The sequence below is a fragment of the Methylobacterium sp. WL19 genome (assembly GCF_008040005.1).
Lineage (GTDB): Bacteria > Pseudomonadota > Alphaproteobacteria > Rhizobiales > Beijerinckiaceae > Methylobacterium > Methylobacterium bullatum.
Window position 1 is genome coordinate 1 of sequence record NZ_VRVC01000077.1, and the last position, 24,167, is coordinate 24,167.

The following is a 24,167-nucleotide window of genomic DNA, read 5'->3' on the forward strand; positions in this document are numbered from 1 at the left end:
CACCGACGCAGGCACCGCCCCGCCGCCCCTTTCGGCCCACCCGGTCGGTCGCCGGACAAGCCCCCTTCACTGGACGGCAGGTGTGGGGATATGGGCAGAAAATAGGAATTTTGTCAAGAAATTTCATGTCGGGGAGAACGGTCTCGGCCATGGGACCGTGATCGGGAAGCCTCGGCGTTCTCCGGCGTCCCATGGGGGGCGAAGGTCTCGTGAACGCTCCGTCTTCCCCCGGTCGAGGGGGGCGCGTCACCGAGTGGGGAGCCCGAGCCGACACGCTCTGCCGGGCGTCCGGTGCGAAGGGCGACCCGCCTCACCCTTCCCGCTGCATCTCCAGCTCCAGCCAGCGGTCCTCGGCCGCCGAGAGGTCCGCCTCCGCCGCCGCGAGGGTCGCGGAGGTTTTCTGGAAAAGGGCCGGATTGCGGCTGTAGAGTTGCGGATCGGCGAGGACGGCGCGGTGCTTGGCGATCTCGGTCTGCAGCTTCGCGATTCGCTCCGGCAGGGTCTTCAACTCGTGCTGGTCCTTGAACCCCATCTTCGTCTTGGGCGCCGGGGCCGCGGAGGTGCTGGCGAGGCGGCCCGGCTTCACCTTGCCGTCGGGGCGAGGCGCCGTGGCGCTCTTGCGCGCCTCGACGCCCTGGCCGCGCTGCGTCACCATGTCGGTATAACCTCCGGCATACTCGACCCAGCGCCCCTCCCCCTCGCTGACGAGGACGCTGCCGACGACGCGGTCGAGGAAGTCACGGTCGTGGCTCACCAGGATCAGCGTGCCGGAATAATCCGACAGCATCTCCTGCAGGAGGTCGAGGGTCTCGAGGTCGAGGTCATTGGTGGGCTCGTCGAGGACGAGGAGGTTGGCGGGCTGGGCCAGGGCTCGGGCGATGAGAAGACGGTTGCGCTCGCCCCCGGAGAGCACCCTCACCGGGGTTCGGGCCTGTTCCGGGGCGAACAGGAAGTCCTTGAGATAGCCGATCACATGGCGGCTCACGCCGCCGACGACCACGCTGTCGCCGCTGCCGCCGGTGAGCACCTCGGTGACCGTCATCGACGGGTCCAGCACCGCGCGGGCCTGGTCGAGGAGCATCATCTTGAGGTTCGTGCCCAGGGCGATGCTGCCGGAATCCGGCGCCGATTGTCCCGTGAGCAGGTTGATGAGGGTGGTCTTGCCGGCGCCGTTGGCGCCGACGATGCCGAGCCGGTCGCCACGCATCACCCGGATCGAGAGATCGTCGACGATGCGGCGCTCACCATAGGCCTTGGCGGCATTCTTGGCTTCGATCACCAGGGCGCCCGAACTCTCCGCTTCGGTGGAGGTCATCGTCGCGGTGCCGACGGGGCGGCGGTCCTCCCGCCGGTCCTTGCGCAGGGCATGGAGGTTGCCGAGCCGCCGCACGTTGCGCTTGCGGCGCGCCGTGACGCCGTAGCGCAGCCAATGCTCCTCGTCGGCGATCTTGCGATCGAGCTTGTGCCGGTCGCGCTCCTCCTCCTCGAAGAACGCGTCGCGCCACGCCTCGAAGGTGGAAAAGCCCTGCTCGATCCGCCTCGTGATACCGCGATCGAGCCAGACGGTGGTCTTCGAGAGGGCCGAGAGGAAGCGCCTGTCGTGGCTGATGAGAACGAGCGCGCCGCGCACGGACTTCAATTCCGCCTCCAACCATTCGATGGCCGGCAGGTCGAGATGGTTGGTGGGCTCGTCGAGCAGCAGGATGTCGGGCTCGGGTGCCAGTGCCTGAGCCAGGGCCACGCGCCGCCCCTCCCCGCCCGACAGGCTCGCCGGGTTCTCGGCGCCGGTCAGGCCCAGACTCTCCAGTAGGTAGCGGGCGCGATAAGCGTCGTCGCCATGGGTGAGGCCGTGCTCGACGAAGTCCAGGGTGGTGGAAAAGCCCGAGAAATCCGGTTCCTGCGCGAGGTAGCGGATGGTGGTGCCGGGCTGGACGAAGCGCACGCCCTTGTCGGGCTCGATGAGCCCGCAGGCGATCTTCATGAGCGTCGACTTGCCCGAACCGTTGCGGCCGACGAGGCAAGTCCGTTCGCCGGGAGAGATCGCGAGATCCGCCTGTTCGATCAGCGGAGTGCCGCCGAAAGTGAGCGCGACGTTCTGGAGGGTGAGAAGCGGGGGAGCAGCCATGATGCGGGCTTATGGCAGCGCAGCCGCTCCCGAACAAATGCGGTTTTGCCTGTGAGGCTACATCGTCGGGTTGGCCGGGCCGGTTGGCGACGGATCGGGCGAGACGGGAGCGGGGCTCGGGTCGATCACGGGGATCTCTGTCGGGCTCTCGGTGGGCGCTTCGGCCGGCGTCGACGCGGGGATATCCGGCCCGGGAGCCGGCGGCGGCGTCTGAGGGGCCTCGTAGGGAGTATCGGGAACCGGAGCTTCCGGGATGGGCGCGGGATCTATCGGGCCTGGATTCGACATGGGCGACGCCACCTGCTCGCGAAGTTTCGGGAGAGGGCTGGAAACGGGCGAGTGCCCGTTGCCGTTCCCCCGATGGCGCTCCTCAGCCCTTCTTGATCAGGAGCTGGTTGCCTTCCTTGCCGATGATCTTCTTCATCCGCTCGGCGAACAGGGCCAGCAGCATCGGCAGGCGCACTTCGATACGGACCGTCTCAGGGAGGACGTCGACCTCGCCGTCCACCTTCTGGCCCATGGCCGACATGGCGAAGTTCAGGCGGTCGTCCGTCCAGGTCATGTGCTCGACATTGATTCCGGCCTTGGCGCAGGCCGCCTTCGCCTTGTCCAGCCCGTTCGAGATCCGCCGTTTCGCCTCGACGGGACCGATCTCGTGGGGAATCTCGACGATCAGGGGCTTTGCCATGGGGGAATCATCCTCAAACACGCATCCAGCCGTCAAGATGGGGCCGATTGCCATCCATGCAACGGCGACCGGCCCCTTAGTTGATCAAGCGCGGCAGTGAAACTCGCCTCGCGCGGAATCACCATGCGGCGTCAGGAAGATGAGGCATGCCGCACGTCGTCGCGACCCGGCACCGCCATCCTCTGGCATGCCCATGATCTCACGGGTTCCGCATCAGTTCACGACCTTGAGCGAGACGTAGGTCGTGCCGCCCATGCCGAGCGCTCGGGCAGAGCCCTTGGCGAGATCGATGATCCGGCCGCGCACGAAAGGTCCGCGATCGTTGATGCGCACCACCACCGAGCGGCCGTTGCGCTTGTTCTCGACACGGACACGGGTTCCGAACGGCAGGCTGCGATGGGCGGCGGTCATCCCATTCGGATTGAAGCGCTCGCCATTCGCCGTCTTGCGGCCGCTGCCGTACCAGGAGGCCGCGCCGGATTGGGCTGCGGCCGGTGCACTGAGCGCGGCGAGAGACATGGCGGTTCCAATAGCGGCAGCGGTCCAACGAACAGGCTTCATATTCATCCGCATTCCCTTTGCTGTTGCAGAGGCCGCGGAACATAGAGCCAATGAAGGCTGAAATGAGATCAGTAGAATGTGGCGGGACCTGCCTTCATTAGCCTCCGACGGCCTCAGAATGTGTGAATAAAATCTAAAGAACTTGCAAATCAGACGTGCGCTGAAATCCTATATTGAGAGCGGAGGGAGGCGGTCGTCGACAGGTTTGGTCCCGTTCTCCAACGCCGTCACGGCCCCCGCCACATCGATGGCGAGACATCGCCGTAACCCGGCGCGCCGTGCATGGGAGACGCGCGTCGCCCGTGACCCCGACGATTCCGGACGCGCTGCCGATGGGGCACGTGCGGGCTGAAGGCATCCGCGACGGGCTCGGAAGAACCTCCAAGTCGAACTCGCAATTGGCTGCTTGATCTACGTTAGGCCGTTATTTCAGGGTGAACGAATAGTTAAATCGATCAAGCAAGAGATGGAAATTCGTCAATATCGGAGCGGGTAGGCAAAATCTGCAGCCCCAAATCGAGACGCATTGTCTGCACCCCGGCAACCCGCCCTTTACGTTAACGGCCCCATGGTCTGCCGGTCAGTCGCGTAACCGGTGTTTGCCATGGCTTCCCTGCGTACCGCGGTTGCCGACACCGTCGCCCGGAAAAGTGTCTCGCGTACCGGGCGACTCGTGTCGGCGCCGCGGATGGGTCTCGTACCCGCCGCCCAGCGTCTCCCTCTCGACGAAATCCTCGTCGGGGATTGCATCGCCGCCATGAACGCCCTTCCGGCGGCAAGCGTCGACTGCGTCTTTGCCGACCCGCCCTACAATCTCCAACTCGGGGACGGCTCGCTGTTGCGGCCCGACCAGAGCCGGGTCGACGCCGTCGACGACGCCTGGGACCAGTTCTCGAGCTTCGCTGCCTATGACGAGTTCACCCGTGCCTGGCTCACCGCCGCCCGCCGGGTGATGAAGCCGAACGCCACCCTCTGGGTCATCGGCTCCTACCACAACATCTTTCGCGTCGGCTCGGTGCTTCAGGACCTCGGGTTCTGGATCCTCAACGACATCGTCTGGCGGAAAGCCAACCCGATGCCGAACTTCCGCGGCAAGCGCTTCACCAATGCCCACGAAACCCTGATCTGGGCGTCCCGCTCGGCGGAATCGAAGGGCTACACCTTCCATTACGAGGCGCTGAAGGGCGGTAACGACGACGTCCAGATGCGTTCGGACTGGTTCATCCCGCTCTGCACCGGCGACGAGCGTCTGAAAGGCGCCGACGGCCAGAAGGTCCACCCGACCCAGAAGCCCGAAGCCCTGCTCGCTCGGACCCTGCTCTCGGCGACGAATGCCGGCGATGTGGTCCTCGACCCGTTCTTCGGCACGGGCACCACCGGGGCCGTCGCCAAGCGGCTCGGCCGGCGCTTCATCGGCATCGAGCGGGAGACGGTCTATGCCGAGGCGGCCCGCGCCCGGATCGACGCCGTGGAGCCCCTGTCCAAGGCCGCCCTCCTCGTCGCACCGACCAAGCGCGCCGAGCCCCGTGTCGCCTTCCTCAGCGTGATCGAGGCCGGCCATATCCGCGCGGGTGAGATCCTTACCGATGCGCGCGGTCGCCACGAAGCAGTGGTGCGTCCCGACGGGACGCTGATGGTCGGGCCGGCCATGGGCTCGATCCACAAGATCGGCGCCCTCGTCCAGGGCTTCCCCTCCTGCAACGGTTGGGATTTCTGGCACGCCAAGCGCGACGGCAAGCTCGTTCTGATCGACGTGTTCCGGGGCAGGATGCGAGCCGCGATGGGGTCGGCCGCCTAGCTTTTTGATGGTGACAGGTTTGGACGCGGGCCGCCCTCCCCCGCGGGGGGCGCGCTCTTCCCGTCAAGGACGCGTTTTCGGCCTGCCGCGCTTGCGCGGCGCTGCAGGCGGGGGCGCTTCCTCCGGCTCCCCGAAAAACCCCTCCCCGTCCTCGATCGGCGGCTTTGCCACCGCACGCGGCACCGGCTTGGGCACTGGGCGAAAGCTCGGGCGTGGCTCCGGCGGCCGAGCCTCGACTTCTGCGAAGAGCGGCGTGTCCTGGACCGCCCGCATGGCCTTCGGCCGTCCGCGTTTCACGGCCTCGGGCTTCGGATCGAACGCGTGGGCCAGCACCTTCTTCATGACGCCGGGCAACGGTTCCTCCTCGAGGTCGCGCCTGGGCGTGAAGCGCATGCCGGCCGGTGCCTTCGTAGCGAGGCCGACGCGGGCGACGAAGACGGTCAGTGCCAACGGGAAATGCGTGAAGACGTGGCGCACTACGCCCGGCAGCCGCTTCCATCGCGCGTCCAACGGAGCGTCGAGCAGGGCTTGGGCGACGTCGTAACCGCTCTCCCATGCGCTGGTCGGAGGCTCCGCCATGGCACCCAGCAGCCCCTCGGGGGGGCGGGTCCGCAGCAATACGGCCTCGTCGCCGCTACGGATCGCCACGAAGGCGGCGCCATAGCGCTCGACGCCCTTGGTTTTCTTGATCTTGCGTGGAAACGTTTCCTGCAGGCCTAGGGCGCGGGCCTCGCAGGGGGCCATCCAGGGGCAGAGGGCGCAGGCCGGTCGCTTCGGCGTGCAGATGGTCGAACCGAGATCCATCAGGCTCTGGGCGAAGTCACCGGGCCGCTGTGCCGGCACGAGGCTCTGCGTCAGCCGTCGGATCTCGGGACGCGCGGCGGGGATCGGCGTCTCGATTGCGAAGAGCCGGGTCAACACCCGCTCGACATTGCCGTCCACTGCCGCTTCCTGCCTGTCGAAGGCGATGGCCGCGATGGCGCCGGCCGTATAGGCGCCGATGCCGGGCAGCTTGCGCAAGCCGTCGAGCGTGTCGGGGAAGGCGCCGGCCTCCGTGACCGCCTTGGCGCAGGCATGGAGGTTGCGGGCGCGGGAGTAATAGCCGAGGCCGGCCCAAGCCGACATGACGCTCTCCTCCGGCGCCGCCGCGAGGGCCTCCACGGAGGGGAAGCGTTCGAGAAAGCGCAGGAAGTACGGTTTGACCGCTGCGATCGTGGTCTGCTGCAGCATCACCTCGGACAGCCAGACCCGATAGGGGTCGGGCGTCTCGCCCGGCAGGGCACGCCACGGCAGCACACGGCGATGCCTGTCGTACCAGGCGAGGAGGTCGGCGGCTCGCGGGCCTCGGGCGGATGCCCCCGTCGCTGCCGTGAAGTCCGGTGACATGAAATCCCGCGACATGAGATCCGGCGTGTTGGGCGCCCGTCCATACAGGGTGGCCGCGAACGATCAAAGCATTCGAAAGCCGGCGCCGTTCACGCTATCATGTGGCGTCCGCCCGCATCGAAATCCCTCGGAGCTCATGGCCCGCATCAAACCCCTCGCCGAGCTGATCGAGACCTGCATCGGACCGGCTTTCGCCGCGCAGGGATTCGCCTCCACCGATATCCTCGCGGCCTGGCCCGATATCGTCGGCGAGCGCTTGGCCCGTTTCTGCCAGCCCTCGAAGCTCGAATGGCCCCGCCGCGCCCGCCGCGAGGAGCAGGGTCGGCCGGATCCAGGCACGCTGGTGGTGCGGGTGGAGGGCGTCTTCGCCCTGGAATTGCAGCATCTGGCTCCCGTAGTGATCCAGCGCATCAACGCCCATTATGGCTGGGCCTGCATCGGCAAGCTGGTCCTCAAGCAGGGGCGCGTTCATCAAGCCGTTCGCAAGCGGGTCGTGCCGCCCCTCGATCCGGTGAGGCGTGGCGAAGTCGCGTTGGCGGTCTCCTCCATCGACGACGATGCGCTGCGCGATGCGCTCGACAGGCTCGGCGTGGCGATCGTCGCCTCCGCACCGCCGCGATCGGGCTGAATCCCGCATTCGGCCCCGCGCTTGTCGCGGCGCATGGAAGCGGAGCCGCCTGTCGCGTCTTGTCAGATTGTCCGCGGGTCTCTACCGCAAGCCGCATGGATCGGATCTGCGAGCGGAGCCCGTCGACATCATGATCACCCGTCGCGACACCTTGAAACTCACCGGCATGGCGATCGGCGCAGCCGCGCTCCTGCCCCGGCTGACCCTCGACGCCTTCGCCCAGGATGCGAACCTCGCTTCCCTCATGGAGCCGGGCCCCCTCGGCGACGTCTGGCTGGGTCCGAAGGACGCCAAGGTGACGATCATCGAATATGCTTCGATGACCTGCTCCCACTGCGCCGCGTTCCACAAGAACACCTGGCCGGCTTTGAAGGAGCGCTACATCGACACCGGCAAGGTGCGCTTTACCTTGCGCGAATTTCCCCTCGATCCGCTGGCGACCGCAGCCTTCATGCTGGCCCGCTGCGATGGCGACGCGAAATACTATCCCATCACCGACCTGCTCTTCGACCAGCAGCAGGGCTGGGCCTACGTGCAGAAGCCGCAATCGCCGGTGGATGCCCTGGAGCAGATGTTGCGGCAGGCCGGATTCTCGAAGGAGAAATTCGAGACCTGTCTCAAGGATCAGAAGCTCTACGCCGCCGTGAACGCGGTGAAGCAGAAGGGGCTCGACACCTTCAAGGTCGACTCGACGCCGACCTTCTTCATCAACGGCGAGCGCTTCAAGGGTGAGATGACGATCGACGGGATGGAGAAGGTCATCAAGCCGATTCTGGGCGCCTGAGACCCAAGCTTGGCCGCCGCTTGCCCTTCATGCACCGGCCGCATCCTGCAGGATCGCCGCAAGGGCATGTTTATCTATATTTTACATCAACTTAGAGCCTATTCGGCGCGCCTTGACACTCAAGATAGGCGAAACTATGGTGCGCCGCGCTTGACGGGGTTTTCAGGCCGGTTCCCTCCACTCTCGCCAATGTGAGTTTTCGCCGTGAGCGGCAACGACGCAGGGGATGGGAATGGAGATGGACGGCAGAAGCCGGACGAGGATCTCTCGGCGAGACTGAAGCATCTCGAGAGGCGGATCGAGGAGAAGCGGCCCGCCGCTCCTTCCCGCCCCTCGCCGGGTGCCGGTGCCTCCAACGGGGCGTCATCCTTGGGTCTGGCGATGCGACTCTCCACGGAGTTCATCGCCGGTGTCCTCGCCGGAGGCATTCTCGGCTGGTTGTGCGATCAGTTTCTGGGGACGAAGCCCTGGGGTCTGATCGTTCTGATCATGCTGGGCTTCGCAACCGGCGTCTATAACGTCATGCGTGTCTCGGGCTCGCTCTCGAGGCCGGCCGCGAAAGGCGCGGTCGACAAGAACCAGGATCGGGAACGGTCCTGATCGGCGAATTTTGCCGCTTTCGAGCGGTCCTGAGGCAAAGCGGGCATCTCGCCCGCTCGTGGACAGAAGGACGGTAGCGGCAATGGCCGTAAAGATGGATCCGATCCACCAGTTCGAGCTCAAGCCGCTCGTATCCTTCGGTCATATCGGCAATCAGGAAATCGCGTTCACCCAGTCGGCGCTGTACATGTTCGCCGCTGTCGGGATCATCGCGCTGATCACGATCGTGGCGACGGCGCAGCGCTCGGTGGTGCCGGGCCGGATGCAGTCCGTGGCCGAGGTGTTCTACGAGTTCATCGGCTCGACCCTCCGTCAGTCGGCCGGGCACGGGTCCGAGCGGTTCATGCCGCTGATCTTCTCCCTGTTCATGTTCGTCCTCGTCCTGAACATGTTCGGCATGATCCCCTATGCGTTCGCCGTGACAAGCCACATCATCGTGACTTTCGCGCTGGCGCTCCTCGTGATCACCACCGTCATCGTCTATGGCTTCATGGCCCACGGCACGAAGTTCCTGAAGGTGTTCGTGCCCTCCGGCGTGCCGGGCTGGCTGATGCCGATGATCGTCGCCATCGAGATCGTCTCCTTCGTCTCGCGGCCGATCAGCCTCGCGGTGCGTCTCTTCGCCAACGTGCTCGCCGGCCACATCGCCCTCAAGATCTTCGCGGGCTTCGTTCCGGCGCTCCTCGCCGCGGGCGCCTGGGGTGCGATCTCGCCGCTGCCGCTGGCTCTCAGCGTCGCGGTGACGGCCCTCGAGTTCCTCGTCGCCGGTCTGCAGGCCTACGTCTTCGCGACGCTCGCCTCGATCTACCTGAGCGACGCCCTCCACCCCGGCCACTAGGCCCCGGCGGTATCCCCTTCCGTCCCCGGTCCGCGGTTGCGGCCGGATTTCTCTCCACGCAACGAACGAACCGACACCAGGAGCAATTTGATGGATCCCTTAGCCGCTAAGTACATCGGCGCCGGCCTCGCCTGCCTCGGAATGGCGGGCGCCGCCATCGGCCTCGGCAATCTCTTCGGCCAGTTCTACGCCGGTGCCCTTCGCAACCCGTCGGCCGCCGACGGCCAGCGCGGCAACCTGCTCCTCGGCTTCGCGCTGACGGAAGCGCTCGGCATCTTCTCGCTGCTCGTCGCGCTGCTCCTCCTGTTCGCCGTCTGAGACCGACGACGTTCGTCGATCCGACAGCAGACCCGGACCGGGCGCCCCATTCTTCTGGACGCGCGCCCGGTCCTCATTCACGAACTTACTTTGAGCGAAGGACGTCATGGCTCAGCCGGCCCATCCGACCGCAACCCATGAAGGCATCATGGCATCGCCCGCGTCCGAACATGGCGGCGGCTTTCCGCCCTTCGAGAGCCATACCTTTCTCTCGCAGCTGATCTGGCTCGCGCTGGCCTTCGGCCTGCTCTACTACCTGATGGACAAGGTGGCCCTGCCCCGCATCCAGGCGATCCTGCACGACCGCGCCACGCGCCTCTCGTCCGATCTCGACGAGGCCCAGCGCATGAAGTCCGAGGCCGAGGCAGCCGGCGCCGCCTACGAGAAGTCGCTGGCCGATGCCCAGGCGAAGGCCCGCACCATCGCCGCCGAGACCCGCGCTGCCCTGAGCTCCGAGGCTGAAATTCGTCGCAAGACGCTCGAGGCCGAGCTCAACGACAGGATCGCGGCCTCCGAAGCTACGATTCGTACCCGCACCGCCGAAGCCATGGGCAGCGTTCGCTCCATCGCCGGCGAAACGGCCTCCGCCATCGTCGAGCGCCTCACCGGGACGGCTCCCGACCAGGCCAGTCTCGATACCGCACTGAACCGCGTCGCCATCCCGCACTGAGTGCGCCAGCAGCAGACGTGACCGGTCCGGCCCTGACCGGCCGGACGCCAACGAAATAGGACGACGAGAATGTTGTTGGATGCCGAGTTCTGGGTCGCCGTCGCCTTCGTCCTGTTCATGGGCGTCGTGTGGAAGGTCGGCGGCTTCGCACAGGTTACCAAGGCCCTCGACACCCGCGGCCGCCGCGTTCGGTCCGAACTCGACGAAGCCCGCCGCTTGCGCGAGGAGGCCGCCACGGTGCTGGCCGACTACAAGAAGCGCCGCAGCCAGGCTGAGTCCGAAGCCGAAGCGATTGTCGCCGGAGCCCGCGAAGAGGCCCAGCGCATCGCCGACGAGGGCCATGCCCGTCTGAACGAGTTCATCGCTCGCCGCACCAAGTCGGCCGAGACCAAGATCGCCCAGGCCGAGGTCCAGGCCACCGCCCAGGTCCGCGCCGCCGCAGCCGACGCAGCCGTGAAAGTGTCCGAGGTGGTGCTCCGCGAGCGCATGCAGGGCGACGCCGCCCTGTCGCTGGTCCGTTCCAGTCTCGATGAGGTCAAGGGCCGTCTCCGGGCCTGACGTTTTTAAGAACGATCGTTTCGTGAAAGCCGCCCACCGGGCGGCTTTTTTGTTGCCTGACGTGCCGCATCACACTCGCGGGCCGCACCCCCTATCGTGGTAAGGCGGCGCGCACGCCCATCCCCACAAAAATAATCCATGGAGATCAGATGCCGCCGATCATCTCCATATCCGGCCTGTCGAAGGTCTACGCCTCCGGCCTCCATGCCCTCAAGAATATTCACCTCGACATCAAAAAGGGTGAGATCTTCGCCCTTCTCGGTCCTAACGGCGCCGGGAAGACGACGCTGATCAGCGTCGTCTGCGGACTCGTCCGCGCGAGCTCCGGTACCGTCACGGTGGATGGCCACGAGATCGGGGCGGATTACCGCGAGGCGCGCAGGGCCATCGGTCTCGTACCGCAGGAGCTCACCACCGACGCATTCGAGACGGTGTGGGACACGACGAGCTTCAGTCGGGGCCTGTTCGGCATGAGACCCGACCCTGCCAATATCGAGCGGGTCCTGCGCGACCTGTCACTGTGGGACAAGAAGGACAGCCGCATCATGACCCTGTCCGGGGGTATGAAGCGGCGCGTACTCATCGCCAAGGCGCTCAGTCACGAACCTCGCATCCTGTTCCTCGACGAGCCGACGGCCGGTGTCGACGTGGAACTGCGCCAGGACATGTGGCGGTTGGTGCGCAAGCTCCGAGATCAGGGCGTCACCATCATCCTCACCACCCATTACATCGACGAGGCCGAAGAGATGGCCGACCGCGTCGGCGTGATCCGGAAGGGCGAGATCATCCTGGTGGAAGAGAAGGCCGAGCTGATGCGCAAGCTCGGCAAGAAGCAACTGACCCTGCAATTGCAGAACCCCCTTCCCGCCCTGCCGGACGAGCTGGCTCCGCACGGCCTGACCCTGTCGGTGGATGGCCAGGAACTCGTCTACACCTACGACACCAAGAGTGAGCGCACCGGGATCACCACGCTCCTCACCGACCTCGCCGCCGCTGGCATCCCCTTCCGCGATCTCTCCACCAGCCAGAGTTCGCTGGAGGACATCTTCGTCGATCTCGTGAGGGAGCAGGCATGAATCCGTTGTCGATGAACTGGCCGGCGGTTGGTGCGATCTACCGCTTCGAGATGGCCCGGTTCTGGCGCACGGGGTTGCAGAGCATCGTCGCGCCGGTCATCGCCACATCGCTCTACTTCGTGGTCTTCGGCGCAGCGATCGGGTCGCGTATGGCCTCGGTGGATGGCATCGCCTATGGCGCCTTCATCGTGCCGGGGCTGATCATGCTCTCGCTCCTGACGCAGAGCATCGCCAACGCCTCCTTCGGCATCTACTTTCCGCGCTTTGCCGGCACGATCTACGAGATCCTGTCGGCGCCGGTCTCTCCCTTCGAGATCGTGCTCGGCTATGTCGGCGCGGCCGCGTCGAAATCCATCCTGATCGGCCTGATCATCCTCGCCACCGCTGCCCTGTTCGTTCCCTTGCGGATCGAGCATCCGCTCTGGATGGCGGCGTTCCTGCTCCTCACGGCGGTGACGTTCAGCCTGTTCGGCTTCCTCATCGGCCTCTGGGCGGACGGATTCGAGAAGCTCCAGCTCGTGCCGCTTCTGGTGGTGACGCCCCTCACCTTCCTCGGCGGCAGCTTCTATTCCATCGAGATGCTGCCGCCGTTCTGGCGCGCGGTCAGCCTCGTCAACCCGGTCGTCTACCTCATCAGCGGCTTCCGCTGGAGTTTCTTCGGCACCTCCGACGTGCGGGTCGAGATCAGCCTCGCGATGACCCTGATTTTCCTCGCCCTCTGCCTCGGCAGCGTGACCTGGATCTTTCGGACCGGCTATCGGCTGAAAAGCTGATCCTCCTCAGGGTCGCCCATCGAGGAAGGCCAGGACGCCCTGCCGGTGCTGCTTGTCGCCCACCGCCGTGCTGTGATCGCGGTTGGGAAGTTCCAGGCTCCTGGCATTGGGCATGAGCGCAGCCAGCGCCGGGGCCGAGCCGGCAACCGTGTCGAGCGTGCCCACCGTGACAAGGGTCGGCGCCTCGATCTGCGAGACCTCTTCCCGCGACAGTGTTTGGCGCGAGCCGCGCATGCAGGCGGCCAGCGCTCTGAGATCGCTCTTCGTCTGCTCGGCGAAGGTGCGGAAAGCGGCGGCGGTGAGGTTGGGCGCCTTTTCGCCGGGGGGCGCTTCCAGGGCCTCGGCGATCCCGTTCGGCAGTCCTTTGCCCTCGACCAGATGCAATCCGAGACCGCCGAGAAGCACCGAACGTACCCGCGCCGGCTCATCGAGGGCGAGGTAGGCCGCGATCCGCGCGCCCATGGAATAGCCCATGATGTCGGCGCGGGCGATGCCGAGATGGTCAAGCAGCCGCCGCGCGTCCTGCGCCATGATGTCGGAGCCGTAAGCCTCCGGATCGTAGAGCTTCTCGCTCTCGCCATGCCCGCGATTGTCAAGGGCGACGACCCGGCGCCCCGCCTCGGACAGGGTCTTCACCCAAAGCGTGTTGACCCAGTTCACGGAATGGTTCGAGGCAAATCCGTGGATCAGCACGATCGGATCGCCGCTGCCGCCCTTCGCCGGCACGTCGATATAGGCGATGGTGGTCCCGTCGGAATCGAAGGTCTGCATCGGGCTTGTCTATACCTTTTATGGAAGGCTCCGTCGGTCGATGGACGGCCTCCATGGGCCGTCAAATTCGCCCCTGAACGGAACGGAGGCAAGGTGCGAATATCCGAAGCGGTGACAGGAAAGCTTTTTCCTCGTTTCGCGCGGGTTCGGCCGGCTTAACTCCCCTTGCTGCTCGGCGTCTCCGGCGCGATGAACGGTGTGATCGTCACAGCGGCACCGCTCCGGTCGGGTCGTCCCGGTCGATTTGCGAGGATACGAACGGCCCATGATTCAGATCGTACCCGTTGTCGTCCTCAAACACGTCGTGCGCGCCCCGCATCCGGACGTTTTCCGTGCCTGGACCGATCCTCTGCTCATCATGCGCTGGCTCGCGCCCGGCGCCTCCGTCATGGAACTCGCGGAGACCGACCTGCGGGTCGGCGGCGCGTTTCTATTGCGGCGGCGCGATCCGGATGGAGCGTCCCATTCCGTGACCGGGCACTACGAGGAGATCAGGCGGGGGCATTCTCTGCATCAGACTTGGACGTATGAGGGACCGAACCCGCTCCTGCGCATCGGCGAGACCCTGATCCATGTCGATCTGCTCTCCGTCGGCGACCGGGCTACGGAGATCACGCTCACCCATCGCCGCATCGTCAGCGCAGACGTCCGGAATGCCTATCGTGAGGATTGGCGGAGCTGCTTTTCGAAGCTCCAGGCCGCGTTGGCGTGACGGCTTTCAGATGGATCGACGGTCAGTTACCTCCGCACACACCTTGAAGCGGGTGAAGCGTAGCAGAACCCAATTTGGATCGATCACCGAGAGCCGCGCAGGGGCCTTTGCTGCAATCTGGATCACCTTCCGTTGACGCCCAGGTATCCGGGCAGGGAGACGTTTCCTCCCTTGCCGGATCAAACGACCAAGGGACCGCAGCCTGCGCTGCAGCCCCCAGTGGGATCGTCGCTCAGGCGAAGGCGGGCTGTCCGCTGGTGACGGCGCGCTGGGCGACCGCCTCGTCGTAGAGTTTCTGCTCAGTCTCCTTGTGCGTGAGCGAGAAGCGCACCGAGATTGCGCAGAGCGACGAGATCAGCACGGCGATGCCGAGGATGAACAGAGCGCCGGGCAGGTTGCCGACACCCTTGAGCAGGAAGCCCGCCGCCACGGCGCCGACATTGCCGCCGGCGCCGATGATACCGGCAACGCCGCCGAGCGCCTTGCGGTCGATGAACGGCACGAGGGCGTAGGTGGCGCCGCAGGCCATGTGGGTGAACAGGCCGAAGGCGAGCATGGCGACGACGGCCAGTACCACCGAGCCGGCATAGGCGAAGGCGAGGAGGCCGATTCCTTCGCCGACCATCAGGGCGAACAGGAGCAAGGTGCGGCCGTCGAGGCCCTTCGAGCGTGCGACCCGGTCCGAGGCGATGCCGCCGAGCGCGCGGGCGAACAGGGCCAGCAAGCCGAAACTGCCCGCCGCCATGCCGGCCTGGGTCAGATCGAGGCTGAAGCGCTCGACATAATAGGTCGCCGCCACCGCGTGGATGAAGATCTCGACGCCGAAACAGGCGCCGTAGGTGATGGCGAGCATCCACACCCGGTAATTCGTCATCGCCTGCTTGAAGACCGCCCAGCCGCCCTTCTTGCCGGAATCCACCGCGATGCCGCGGGCGCGCAGCTCCATGATGTTGCCTTCGGGCGTGTCCTGCGTGAACCGGAAGTAGAGGAAGGCGACGACGAGCATCATCACGCCCGGCACGATCATCGACAGACGCCAGCCCATCGTCTTCTCGACGCCGACGCTGACGAGGGCCGCGAGGATCAGGGGCATGACGCTTTGGGTGACGCCGCCGCCGGCATTGCCCCAGCCGCCCACGGTGGCATTGGCGGTGCCCACCACGTTCGGCGCGAACATCACCGAGGTGTGGAACTGGGTGATGACGAAGCTCGCCCCGATGGCTCCGATGGCGAGGCGGAAGAACAGGAAGCTCTCATAGGAGTTGGCGAAGGCGATGCCGATCACCGGGACCGATCCGAGTATCAGAAGGCCGGTATAGGTCAGGCGGGGGCCGAACCGATCGCACATCGGCCCGATCAGCAGGCGCACCAGGATGGTGATGCCGACCGCGGCGATGTTGATGTTGTAGACCTGATCGTTGGTGAGCTCGAACTCGCCCTTGATCACCGGCATCAGCGGCGCGACCGCGAACCAGGCGAAGAAGCAGACGAAAAAGGCGAGCCATGTGATATGGAACGCGCGCATCTGCGGCGTGGCCAGACTGAACAGATCGATTCGGGTGGCTTTTTGGGACTGCATGCGGAGAGGCTCCAGGCGATCTGATGTCTCCCGGCACTCGGTGCGAGTGGCCCCCATTGCGGGGTGGGGAGAGATTGGTCGCTCACGCCACAGTGAGCACGAGCCGCCCGATTTCGGAGGCGTCTCTCGCGGGCGCCGTTGCCCACGTCGGGGCATTCGCACGGCGCGTGCCATGTCGAATGATTCTGAGATGTCGCTGCAGCATCCCGTTTTTTCCCCTAGGACGGTCCCGTTTCCACCTATGATTCCGGAGGTCTCGAGGGTTGCCGATGGTGCCTCTCCGATGATCGCTTGCGCAGGGGATAATCTCGAGGCTGCGTTGTTTGTAGGCACGACGCCGATTTGTGCAGGTCTAGCCGACAGCGTCGAACGACAGGCGATGCTTGCCGTGCGCCTGTCGGGCTGGCATCACCCACCACAATGACTGACACGCAATCTTCCGCCATCCAGCCTTTCGGCACCTACGCGCCCCGAGGGCTGGTGGCGCGTATCACCGACCGCACCGTGACGCTCTCCGGCAAGAGTTGGGCGGGGCGGCGCGTCGGCTTCTTTCTGCGCCGGCTGGCCATCACGATGCTGCATGGACGGCCCCTCGACGTGGAGCGGTTCGGCGCGCGCATGCGGCTGCACCCCTACAATAACAATTGCGAGAAGAAGGTGCTGTTTACCCCGCAATTCTTCGATCCCGAAGAGCGGGCGCTACTGGCCTCACGCCTGAAGCCGGGCTGCACCTTCCTCGATATCGGCGCGAATATCGGCGCCTACGCCCTCTTCGTCGCTGCTTTCGCCGGTCCGGGGGCTCGCATCCTCGCCGTCGAGCCGCAGCCCGACGTGTTCGACCGGTTGACCTACAACATCGCCCAGAACCCGTTCGGCACAGTGAAGGCGGTGGCCTGCGCAGTAGCCGACAAGGCCGGCGAACTGACGCTGTTCGTTGACCCGCGCAACCGTGGCGAATCGAGCCTGAAGATCGTCGGTACCAACGAGGGCGCGCAGATCCGCGTGCCGGCGGTCACCCTGCTTGGGCTCGCCCAGGGCGAGGGCATCACCCGCATCGACGCGATCAAGCTGGATGTGGAGGGTGCCGAGGATCTGATCCTGGAGCCGTTCTTCCGCGAGGCACCGGTCTCCCTGCACCCTCGTCTGCTCGTCATCGAGGATGGCACGGCGCAATGGCAGATCGACCTCGTCGGTCTGCTCGAGGCCCGAGGTTATCGTCAGATCGCCCGCACTCGGCTGAACCTGATCTTCGAGCGGGGTGGCGCCTGAGCCGCGATCGTCGGCCCGGACCCGACACCACTTCCGGAGCCCGGTGCCTTCGAGCCTCGAATAAAAATATGTCTCTGTCGCCCGAGTGTACTCTTGGTCGGAGTACACTCATGGCAACGAGCCGCGTCTGTCTATCCCACGCATGCTCATGTCTTGGGGTGAGTTGCGGTTCAGGAACGACTAGATGATAAAACTTCCCTCCGTCAGGCTCGATGCTACGACATCGTGCAGAATTATTTTTTGCGACGCGTCTGCAATCCTGGCGAACGTGATCTGTGTATCCTGACCGTCGTTGATCGCCTTGATTTCAACGTCGCTGAAGCTTCTCGCGATGGACGTTATGAGCAGACGATCAGTATTCACTTCAAAGTCATAGATATTGTCTCGTCCAAAATTGGCATTTTCATAGCCGAAGATGTTTTCGCCTAAGCCTGAAAAAAGCTTGTCGTTACCGGTTCCACCAATGATGATATCGCTGCCGTCACCGGACGAGATCCGATCGTTTCCCTGCGAACCATCGATAAGTGTACCAATCTCCGAAGTCGTTTGAGATACGATGGTTTGACCATGGGTCACCAACTCGAACGACACATCACCACCGTTCCGAACGTAAGTTTTTTCAATATTCCTGAAGTTGCTGTCCGTAAGTTCGATTGCGCCTGTGACGATCAATGCGTCTTTCCCCGTGCCTCCGTCGACGATCACGGGACTATTGGCAATGACCAAGCGGTCATTTCCCCCGAGGCCGTAAAGAGAGTCGCTTCCTCCATTGCCGATCAAGGTATTGGCGGCGGCGCTGCCCGTAAGATCGTCTCCATGGGTGCTGCCATTGATCCTGGAGATACTGATCAAGACGTCGCCTTCGGCATCGCCACCTCGATTGACGCCTGTGCTCAGGTTGACGGTGACGCCCGCTGAGGAATTTTGGTAGCTCGCCGTGTCGGTTCCCAAGCTGCCGTTCAGGATGTCGGCGCCGGCGCCTCCTTCCAGCACGTCGTTGCCGCGACGACCATTGAGCGTGTCGCCTCCGAGCCCGCCAAGAAGGCTGTCCGAGCCGGATCCGCCGGTCAGGACGTCGGCGAAATTTCCGCCCTCGAGTGTCGTTTTTCCAAGGCGGTCGGAAAAGTTGAAATCGTAGCCTCCCGAAAACGCCGTAGCATGGTGCGACAAGCGGTCTTCAGAAAAGTAGAACAATGTCGTCCCGTCTCCATCGCTATCGCGAATCACGAGCCGCTCATCGACTCCGACGGAACGGACAAAAATATCTGCTTCTGGATCGTCGTCATACCGTTGCGGGGGAAATACAGTGATGGAATCGTCATCATTGTAACCTGCACCTACCGTGAGTTTAATAGTCGGCATGGCGAATCCTAGAATCTATCCAATAAGGATTTTGATCACTAGATTGAGCGTAACGGTCAAAATGAAGGTTGCAACTGAAAAACGAGGGAAGGTAAGTTTTTAAGGCAATCATCGTCGGGGCGGTTTATTTCCGTATCGAGGTGACGGCAATCGGTGATAGGGATTTGGAGGTTTGTTCACGTCGCTGCCGACAGTGCCCTCGAAAGAAAAGGTCCTGTTTGTCTTGCCATGATGGGGCGTTGGGGATGCTCAAAGCGGAGGTTCCGGTCCAACCCAACCCAGCGACCTGGTAGCCGGCCCTTGGCGGTGCAAGCCGCGAACCATCGGCGTCAAGCTATCGATGTGCCCCTCCTGCGTCGGATCATCCTGGCTGCGTCCGGGAACAATCGCGATAGGGGTGAGGGTGCCGAGCATTTGGTAGGTATGGCGGCCTTCTGGGACGACCGTCGGATCATCCTGACCGGACGGAGCCGGAACTTCGAACGGACGGTCGGCTGAGCACGCTCATCCGTTTCATCGAACCACCTCATCCGGAGGTGCCCCGCATATGTGGGCCTCGCGGAGCTTTTTCGTTCGCTCAGGTCCGGCTGGAGCCTTTCTCGACTGCGCTGCCGCGGCGCCTGACGATGAGGTGGAGATTGGGATGGCCAAAGACGTCATCGCCGCTCCCGCACCTCACGTCCCGGCCCGCCGTCCGCTTCGCGGCGGGCCGCTGGGAACAGGCTTCCCCGGGGGGAAGCCTTCTATTGCTCAGAGCGGGATGTTGTCGTGCTTCTTCCAGGGTTGCTCCATCTCCTTGGTGCGGAGCATGCCGAGCGCCCGGGCGATGCGTTTGCGGGTCGAGTGGGGCATGATCACCTCGTCGATATAGCCGCGCTCGGCCGCGACGAAGGGCGAGAGGAAACGGTCCTCGTATTCGCTGGTCCGTGCCGCGATCTTGTCGGTATCGCCGATCTCGCTTCGGAAAATGATCTCGACCGCGCCCTTGGCGCCCATCACCGCGATCTGCGCGGTCGGCCAAGCGTAGTTGATGTCCGCACCCACGTGCTTGGAGGCCATCACGTCGTAGGCGCCGCCGAAGGCTTTGCGGGTGATGATCGTCACCAGCGGCACGGTGGCTTGGCTGTAAGCGAAGAGCAGCTTGGCGCCGTGCTTGATGAGGCCGCCGTATTCCTGGGCGGTGCCCGGCAGGAAGCCCGGCACGTCGACGAAGGTCACGATCGGGATCGAAAACGCGTCGCAGAAGCGCACGAAGCGCGCCGCTTTGCGGGAGGCGTCGGAATCGAGCACGCCGGCCAGCACCATCGGCTGGTTGGCGACGAAACCGACGGTGCGGCCCTCGATGCGGCCGAAGCCCGTCATGATGTTGCGGGCATAGGTTGCCTGGATCTCGAAGAAATCGCCCTCGTCGGCCACGCGCCGGATCAACTCGCCCATGTCGTAGGGCTTGTTCGGGTTGTCCGGGATCAGGGTGTCGAGGGACTTGTCGAGGCGTAGGGGGTCGTCGAAGCTCTCGATCTCCGGCACGCCGTCGATGTTGTTGGCGGGCAGGAAGTCGACGAGGCGGCGGACCTGGAGGAGCGCCTCCACGTCGTTCTCGAACGATCCGTCGGCGATGGAGGACTTGGTGGTGTGGACCTTGGCGCCGCCGAGTTCCTCGGCCGTGACCACTTCGTTGGTCACTGTCTTGACCACGTCGGGGCCGGTGACGAACATGTAGCTCGTGTCGCGGACCATGAAGATGAAGTCGGTCATGGCCGGCGAGTAGACGTCGCCGCCCGCGCAGGGGCCCATGATGACGGAGATCTGCGGAATGACGCCGGAGGCGGCGACGTTGCGGCGGAACACCTCGCCGTAGCCGCCCAAAGCCGCGACGCCTTCCTGGATGCGGGCGCCACCGGCATCGAAGATGCCGATGATTGGGGCCCGCATCTTCAGCGCCATGTCCTGGACCTTGACGATCTTCGCGGCATGCGTTTCCGAGAGCGAGCCGCCGAAGACGGTGAAGTCCTTCGAGAACAGGAAGACGGTGCGCCCGTTGATGGTGCCCCAGCCGGTCACCACGCCGTCACCGGGGATCTTCTGCTTCTCCATCCCGAAATCTGTGGAGCGGTGCTGCACGAACATGTCGAATTCCTCGAACGACCCATGGTCGAGGAGGAGCTCGATGCGCTCGCGCGCCGTCAGCTTGCCACGCTTGTGCTGGGCCACGACGCGGTTTTCGCCGCCGCCGAGGCGAGCCTGAGCGCGCCGCTCTTCGAGCTTCTCGAGAATATCCTTCATGCGCGGTGAGCCTTGAGATGGGTGCGAGGAATTGGCGCCATACCGCATGTTTGGGCACGGCTTGGCGGTTCAGAGTCAAAAGCGCCTTAGCACGGAGGGCAGGCAGCGAAAATGGATTTAACGGGCAAGCTTTGCCAACTCCGCCGCAGACTCGAATTCGGCCTTGCGCAGGACATGGCGCGCTTCCGCCTCGGCGTCGCTTCCCCAGACACTGGCCTGATAGGCCTCGTCCACATGTGCCGCCGCCCAGGATTCCTGCGGGGTCAGGCGTCCGTGCAGGGTGGCCAGCGCGATGAGGAGCGAGCCCGTGAGCGTGGTCATCGTGTGGAGAGCCGCCAGCCGGAACGGCCCTTCGACCGCTTCGATCGCGCCGCGCAAGGCGGTCACCGACGTCTCGGGTTGGGTGACGTGCATCACCCCCTCGCTGAGGATGAGGCGCGCATCAAAGGCCTCGTGTGCCCATTCGATCACCGGATCCCAGGCGCGAGCCTGATCGGCCACGAGGCGTTCCGGGTCGGCGGCGCGGTAGGCGACGAGATCCGTTCCGGCATAGGCCGAGAGGTCGTCGATCACCGCCTCGCGGCGGGGGGCGACGCCGTCGATGGCGGTGTTGGCGAGGCGCGTCAGCGGCATGGTCGACGGGTCGATGAACTCGACCTGCGCTGCCCATTCGGCGGCCACGGCCTCGGCCAGCGCCCGCGTCGGCAGGCGCAGCGGGTTGCGCGCCGGCGTGTTGGCGGACCGTCCATCGAGGGTCAGGCGAAACCCGCCTTCGTCGTCTGTGAGATCGGCCTCCGCGTAGAACCGCTTCGGCAGGGCGACACGCGTCTGCGCGCGCACGGCACGGTGTGGGTCGTGAACGGGAGGGGCATCGGAGGCGCCGAGCCAGCCGGCGGGATCGTCGTTGCTCATGGGGCGGGGTTCTAGCGCATCGCGCATCGGCCCGCGAGCGCTGAGCCGGGTTAGATCGCTGTTCCGGTACCGCGTCTAGTCGGACGCGAGGTCGCCGATGCTGGTGCCCGCGCCGGACTCGCGAAAACTTCCCGAGAACATATCCGCCAGCGCGGAGGCGGTTTCCACCACGGTCACCGCCCCGGCTCCGAGCAAGGCACCCGGCGGGTGATAACCCCACGCGACACCGATGGCGGCCGCGCCGGCACTGACCGCCATGTCCATGTCGTAGGTGGTGTCTCCGATCATCACCGTGGTCTCCGGCAATGCGCCAACCTCGGCCATCGCCTGATGCAGCATCGCCGGGTCGGGCTTCGATGGTGCGTCGTCCGCGGTCTGGATGGTGGCGAAGACCTTGCCCCAGCCATGACTTTCGATCAGACGGTCGACCCCGCGTCGGGATTTTCCCGTGGCGACCCCGAGCCGAAGGTCGTCGCGGGCGCGCAGGCGTTCGATCAGGTCGGCCATGCCGGGGAAGAGCGGTTCCTCATAGGCGGGATCGAGCCGTAGGGTGTTGAAGGCGCGCTTGTAGCTCTCGGACAGGCCCTCCACGGGCCCATCCTCGCCAACGAGGCGCCGGAAGGCCTGCGGCAGGGAGAGCCCGACGACGGAGAGGGCCACCGCACGCGCGGGCGCTTCGAGCCCGTGTTCGGCGAAGGCCATGCCTTGCGCGGCGACGATGAGGTGCTGGCTGTCGACGAGAGTCCCGTCGACGTCGAAGACGACGAGTTTCACGGGACCGTCCCGCGTGGCCGCATCACGGCTGGCGCCCCTGCGGCGATTGCTGGGCCGGAACCTGTCCGGGCTTCTGGCGCTCGTAGCCGAGCTTGCAGCGGATCAGGAAGCGACGTCGCACGCCGCCGCGCAGGCCGCGCGCATGCGACAACCGATTACAGCTGGCATAGGACCGTCGCCTGCGGTCGCCCGCCCGCACCTGCGATCCATGGCGGCCTACGGAGGGAGGCGGCGGTGCCTGATTCTGGGCCGCCGGAGCGGGAGCCGCTTTTGCCGCAGGACTCGGCGTATTCTGCTGTGGACCCGTCGCCTGCGCGACAGCCTCAGACGTCAGCGACGCTGATCCGAAGCACACGAACAGGCCGATCAGGGCGGTGCTGGCCATGGTCGCGAACGTCATCGGCATGGGTTCTCGCTGCAACGACGGGTGAGGTCGACCACAAGGATAAGGCATGGCGCCCGATTGCCAAGGCGCATCCGCGGATCCTCCCCGCCGATGCGGCCAAAGCGGATCACGCCTCCGGCGCCTCGATGATGGGATCGTAGCGCGAGGCGTCGAAGCCCAGCAGGTTCCAGCTCTGCGCCATATGCGGCGGCAGCGGCGCCGTCACGTCCACCGGCTTCAGCGTGCGCGGATGCGGGATGACGATGCGGCGTGCCAGCAGGTGCAAGCGGTTCTGGATACCTCCCGGCAAGGCCCAGTTCTCGACGCTGAAATATTTCGGATCCCCGACGATGGGATGGCCGATATGCGCGGCATGGGCGCGGAGCTGATGCGTGCGCCCGGTCACGGGCTTCAACGAAAGCCAGGACAGCTTCTGCGCCGCATTGTCGACCATCGCGTAATAGGTGAGCGCGTGGGCGGCGCCGTCGTCGCCGTGCTGGGCTACCCGCATCCGGGCGTCGCCGTCGGGAGCTTCCTCCTTGGCGAGGTAGGTCGAGATCCGGCCCTGAGGCACGCGCGGGACACCGGCGGTGAGCGCCCAGTAGACCTTGCGGGCGGACCGCGATCGGAAGCTCTTGGCGAGGGTCGCCGCCGCCAGGCGTGTCTTGGCGACGATGAGGCAACCGGCGGTGTCCTTGTCGAGGCGGTGGACGAGGCGCGGCTTCTGCCCGTCCGGCCCGGTCAGGGCCTCCAGCAGCCCGTCCACGTGGCGCACGGTGCCGGAGCCGCCCTGGACCGCGAGGCCGAAGGGCTTGTTCAGCACCATCATATCCGCATCCTCGTAGAGGATGAGCGAGCGCAGGAAGTCGGCGTCGGTGGCGTCACGCGCGACACTGCGCGGCCGTTCCGCCACCGGGTCGAGCTTGAGGGGCGGCACGCGCACGCTCATGCCCGGCAGGAGGCGGTCGTTCGGCTTGGCGCGCTTGCCGTCAACCCGCAGCTCGCCCTTGCGGACGATGCTCTGGACACGGGTGAAGGGCAGTTGCGGAAAACGCGTGGTCAGGAAGCGGTCGATCCGCATCTCAGCCTCGTCCTCCTCGACGATCAGCGTCTGCACGCCGGAGGCGAGGGTCGCGGAGGCGGCCGCGCGCTGCTCGCGCCGGGTCGGTCCCTCGACCGCCGGTTCCGGGGGCTTGGCGCCGGTACGGCGCGGACGCGGCGTGTCGAAGGCTTTCGCCGCGACCTCGTTACGGGGCGACCGCGTCCGAGGAGCGCGGGGAACCGAGGCTTCGTCGTCGTCCGGCGTCTCAGGGGCAT

Annotated in this window: 24 protein-coding genes; 12 read left to right on the plus strand and 12 right to left on the minus strand. The window is 65.3% G+C overall.

The annotated features are described in order from the left end of the window. Window positions 1–310: 310 nt before the first annotated feature. The 3 genes from FV220_RS15600 to FV220_RS15615 form a co-directional block, all read right to left on the minus strand. The gene (locus FV220_RS15600; protein ID WP_147832521.1) at window positions 311–2,125 is read right to left on the minus strand and encodes an ATP-binding cassette domain-containing protein; all 1,815 of its coding nucleotides are present in this window, start codon (window positions 2,123–2,125) and stop codon (window positions 311–313) included. A gap of 370 nt (window positions 2,126–2,495) precedes the next feature. Then, complete coding sequence (locus FV220_RS15610) at window positions 2,496–2,813, minus strand: polyhydroxyalkanoic acid system family protein (protein ID WP_018044484.1); 318 nt, start codon at window positions 2,811–2,813, stop codon at window positions 2,496–2,498. Between the two features lie 213 nt (window positions 2,814–3,026). Then, the gene (locus tag FV220_RS15615; protein ID WP_018044485.1) at window positions 3,027–3,332 is read right to left on the minus strand and encodes a septal ring lytic transglycosylase RlpA family protein; all 306 of its coding nucleotides are present in this window, start codon (window positions 3,330–3,332) and stop codon (window positions 3,027–3,029) included. A gap of 646 nt (window positions 3,333–3,978) precedes the next feature. On the opposite strand from FV220_RS15615, the gene FV220_RS15620 reads away from it, so the two are divergent. Beyond that, entirely contained in the window at window positions 3,979–5,172 is a 1,194-nt protein-coding gene (locus FV220_RS15620) for a site-specific DNA-methyltransferase (RefSeq protein ID WP_274534496.1), read from the plus strand. Between the two features lie 63 nt (window positions 5,173–5,235). Here the strand turns inward: FV220_RS15620 and mutY are convergent, their stop codons facing one another. Continuing rightward, window positions 5,236–6,558, minus strand: coding sequence for an A/G-specific adenine glycosylase (mutY, locus tag FV220_RS15625; RefSeq protein WP_238253824.1), 1,323 nt, complete (start codon window positions 6,556–6,558; stop codon window positions 5,236–5,238). Between the two features lie 136 nt (window positions 6,559–6,694). Here mutY and FV220_RS15630 point away from each other — a divergent pair, with 136 nt between their 5' ends. From FV220_RS15630 to FV220_RS15670, 9 genes are all read left to right on the plus strand, one after another. Beyond that, window positions 6,695–7,186, plus strand: a complete 492-nt coding sequence (locus FV220_RS15630; protein WP_056146364.1) for a DciA family protein — start codon at window positions 6,695–6,697, stop codon at window positions 7,184–7,186. 130 nt (window positions 7,187–7,316) lie between these two features. Further along, window positions 7,317–7,970, plus strand: coding sequence for a DsbA family protein (locus FV220_RS15635; RefSeq protein ID WP_026176049.1), 654 nt, complete (start codon window positions 7,317–7,319; stop codon window positions 7,968–7,970). A gap of 369 nt (window positions 7,971–8,339) precedes the next feature. Next, entirely contained in the window at window positions 8,340–8,570 is a 231-nt protein-coding gene (locus tag FV220_RS26510; RefSeq protein WP_210322694.1) for an AtpZ/AtpI family protein, read from the plus strand. Between the two features lie 82 nt (window positions 8,571–8,652). Further along, the gene (locus FV220_RS15645) at window positions 8,653–9,408 is read left to right on the plus strand and encodes a F0F1 ATP synthase subunit A (RefSeq protein ID WP_018044492.1); all 756 of its coding nucleotides are present in this window, start codon (window positions 8,653–8,655) and stop codon (window positions 9,406–9,408) included. Between the two features lie 90 nt (window positions 9,409–9,498). Then, the gene (locus FV220_RS15650; RefSeq protein ID WP_018044493.1) at window positions 9,499–9,726 is read left to right on the plus strand and encodes a F0F1 ATP synthase subunit C; all 228 of its coding nucleotides are present in this window, start codon (window positions 9,499–9,501) and stop codon (window positions 9,724–9,726) included. Window positions 9,727–9,832: 106 nt separating this feature from the next. Beyond that, window positions 9,833–10,396: an ATP synthase subunit B gene (locus FV220_RS15655; protein WP_056146355.1), complete on the plus strand. Its 564-nt coding sequence runs from the start codon at window positions 9,833–9,835 to the stop codon at window positions 10,394–10,396. Window positions 10,397–10,468: 72 nt separating this feature from the next. Then, window positions 10,469–10,954: an ATP F0F1 synthase subunit B gene (locus tag FV220_RS15660; RefSeq protein ID WP_187273433.1), complete on the plus strand. Its 486-nt coding sequence runs from the start codon at window positions 10,469–10,471 to the stop codon at window positions 10,952–10,954. A gap of 149 nt (window positions 10,955–11,103) precedes the next feature. After that, window positions 11,104–12,030, plus strand: coding sequence for an ABC transporter ATP-binding protein (locus FV220_RS15665; protein ID WP_147832524.1), 927 nt, complete (start codon window positions 11,104–11,106; stop codon window positions 12,028–12,030). Continuing rightward, window positions 12,027–12,803 (plus strand): ABC transporter permease, encoded by a 777-nt coding sequence (locus FV220_RS15670; protein ID WP_187273432.1) that lies wholly within the window; start codon window positions 12,027–12,029, stop codon window positions 12,801–12,803. Before FV220_RS15665 ends, FV220_RS15670 begins: the two co-directional genes overlap by 4 nt. Before the next feature lie 6 nt (window positions 12,804–12,809). Here FV220_RS15670 and FV220_RS15675 read toward each other — a convergent pair whose 3' ends face one another. Then, window positions 12,810–13,574 (minus strand): alpha/beta hydrolase, encoded by a 765-nt coding sequence (locus tag FV220_RS15675; RefSeq protein WP_056146344.1) that lies wholly within the window; start codon window positions 13,572–13,574, stop codon window positions 12,810–12,812. Between the two features lie 265 nt (window positions 13,575–13,839). On the opposite strand from FV220_RS15675, the gene FV220_RS15680 reads away from it, so the two are divergent. Continuing rightward, window positions 13,840–14,286, plus strand: coding sequence for an SRPBCC domain-containing protein (locus tag FV220_RS15680; protein ID WP_147832525.1), 447 nt, complete (start codon window positions 13,840–13,842; stop codon window positions 14,284–14,286). Between the two features lie 232 nt (window positions 14,287–14,518). Here FV220_RS15680 and FV220_RS15685 read toward each other — a convergent pair whose 3' ends face one another. Beyond that, the gene (locus tag FV220_RS15685; RefSeq protein WP_056146336.1) at window positions 14,519–15,865 is read right to left on the minus strand and encodes an MFS transporter; all 1,347 of its coding nucleotides are present in this window, start codon (window positions 15,863–15,865) and stop codon (window positions 14,519–14,521) included. 420 nt (window positions 15,866–16,285) lie between these two features. Here FV220_RS15685 and FV220_RS15690 point away from each other — a divergent pair, with 420 nt between their 5' ends. After that, on the plus strand, window positions 16,286–17,134 hold the full coding sequence (locus FV220_RS15690) for an FkbM family methyltransferase (protein ID WP_147832526.1): 849 nt from the start codon (window positions 16,286–16,288) through the stop codon (window positions 17,132–17,134). 180 nt (window positions 17,135–17,314) lie between these two features. On the opposite strand, the gene FV220_RS15695 is transcribed toward FV220_RS15690, so the two are convergent. From FV220_RS15695 to FV220_RS15720, 6 genes are all read right to left on the minus strand, one after another. Beyond that, the gene (locus FV220_RS15695; protein WP_147832527.1) at window positions 17,315–18,496 is read right to left on the minus strand and encodes a calcium-binding protein; all 1,182 of its coding nucleotides are present in this window, start codon (window positions 18,494–18,496) and stop codon (window positions 17,315–17,317) included. A gap of 750 nt (window positions 18,497–19,246) precedes the next feature. Then, window positions 19,247–20,779: an acyl-CoA carboxylase subunit beta gene (locus tag FV220_RS15700; protein WP_018044502.1), complete on the minus strand. Its 1,533-nt coding sequence runs from the start codon at window positions 20,777–20,779 to the stop codon at window positions 19,247–19,249. A gap of 117 nt (window positions 20,780–20,896) precedes the next feature. Next, window positions 20,897–21,691, minus strand: a complete 795-nt coding sequence (locus tag FV220_RS15705) for an ATP12 family protein (RefSeq protein WP_147832528.1) — start codon at window positions 21,689–21,691, stop codon at window positions 20,897–20,899. A gap of 75 nt (window positions 21,692–21,766) precedes the next feature. Further along, on the minus strand, window positions 21,767–22,465 hold the full coding sequence (locus FV220_RS15710; protein WP_147832529.1) for an HAD-IA family hydrolase: 699 nt from the start codon (window positions 22,463–22,465) through the stop codon (window positions 21,767–21,769). A gap of 22 nt (window positions 22,466–22,487) precedes the next feature. Further along, window positions 22,488–22,871, minus strand: coding sequence for a hypothetical protein (locus tag FV220_RS15715; protein WP_147832530.1), 384 nt, complete (start codon window positions 22,869–22,871; stop codon window positions 22,488–22,490). A gap of 106 nt (window positions 22,872–22,977) precedes the next feature. Next, a partial coding sequence (locus FV220_RS15720; protein WP_147832531.1) for an RluA family pseudouridine synthase occupies window positions 22,978–24,167 on the minus strand: 1,190 nt, incomplete at its 5' end.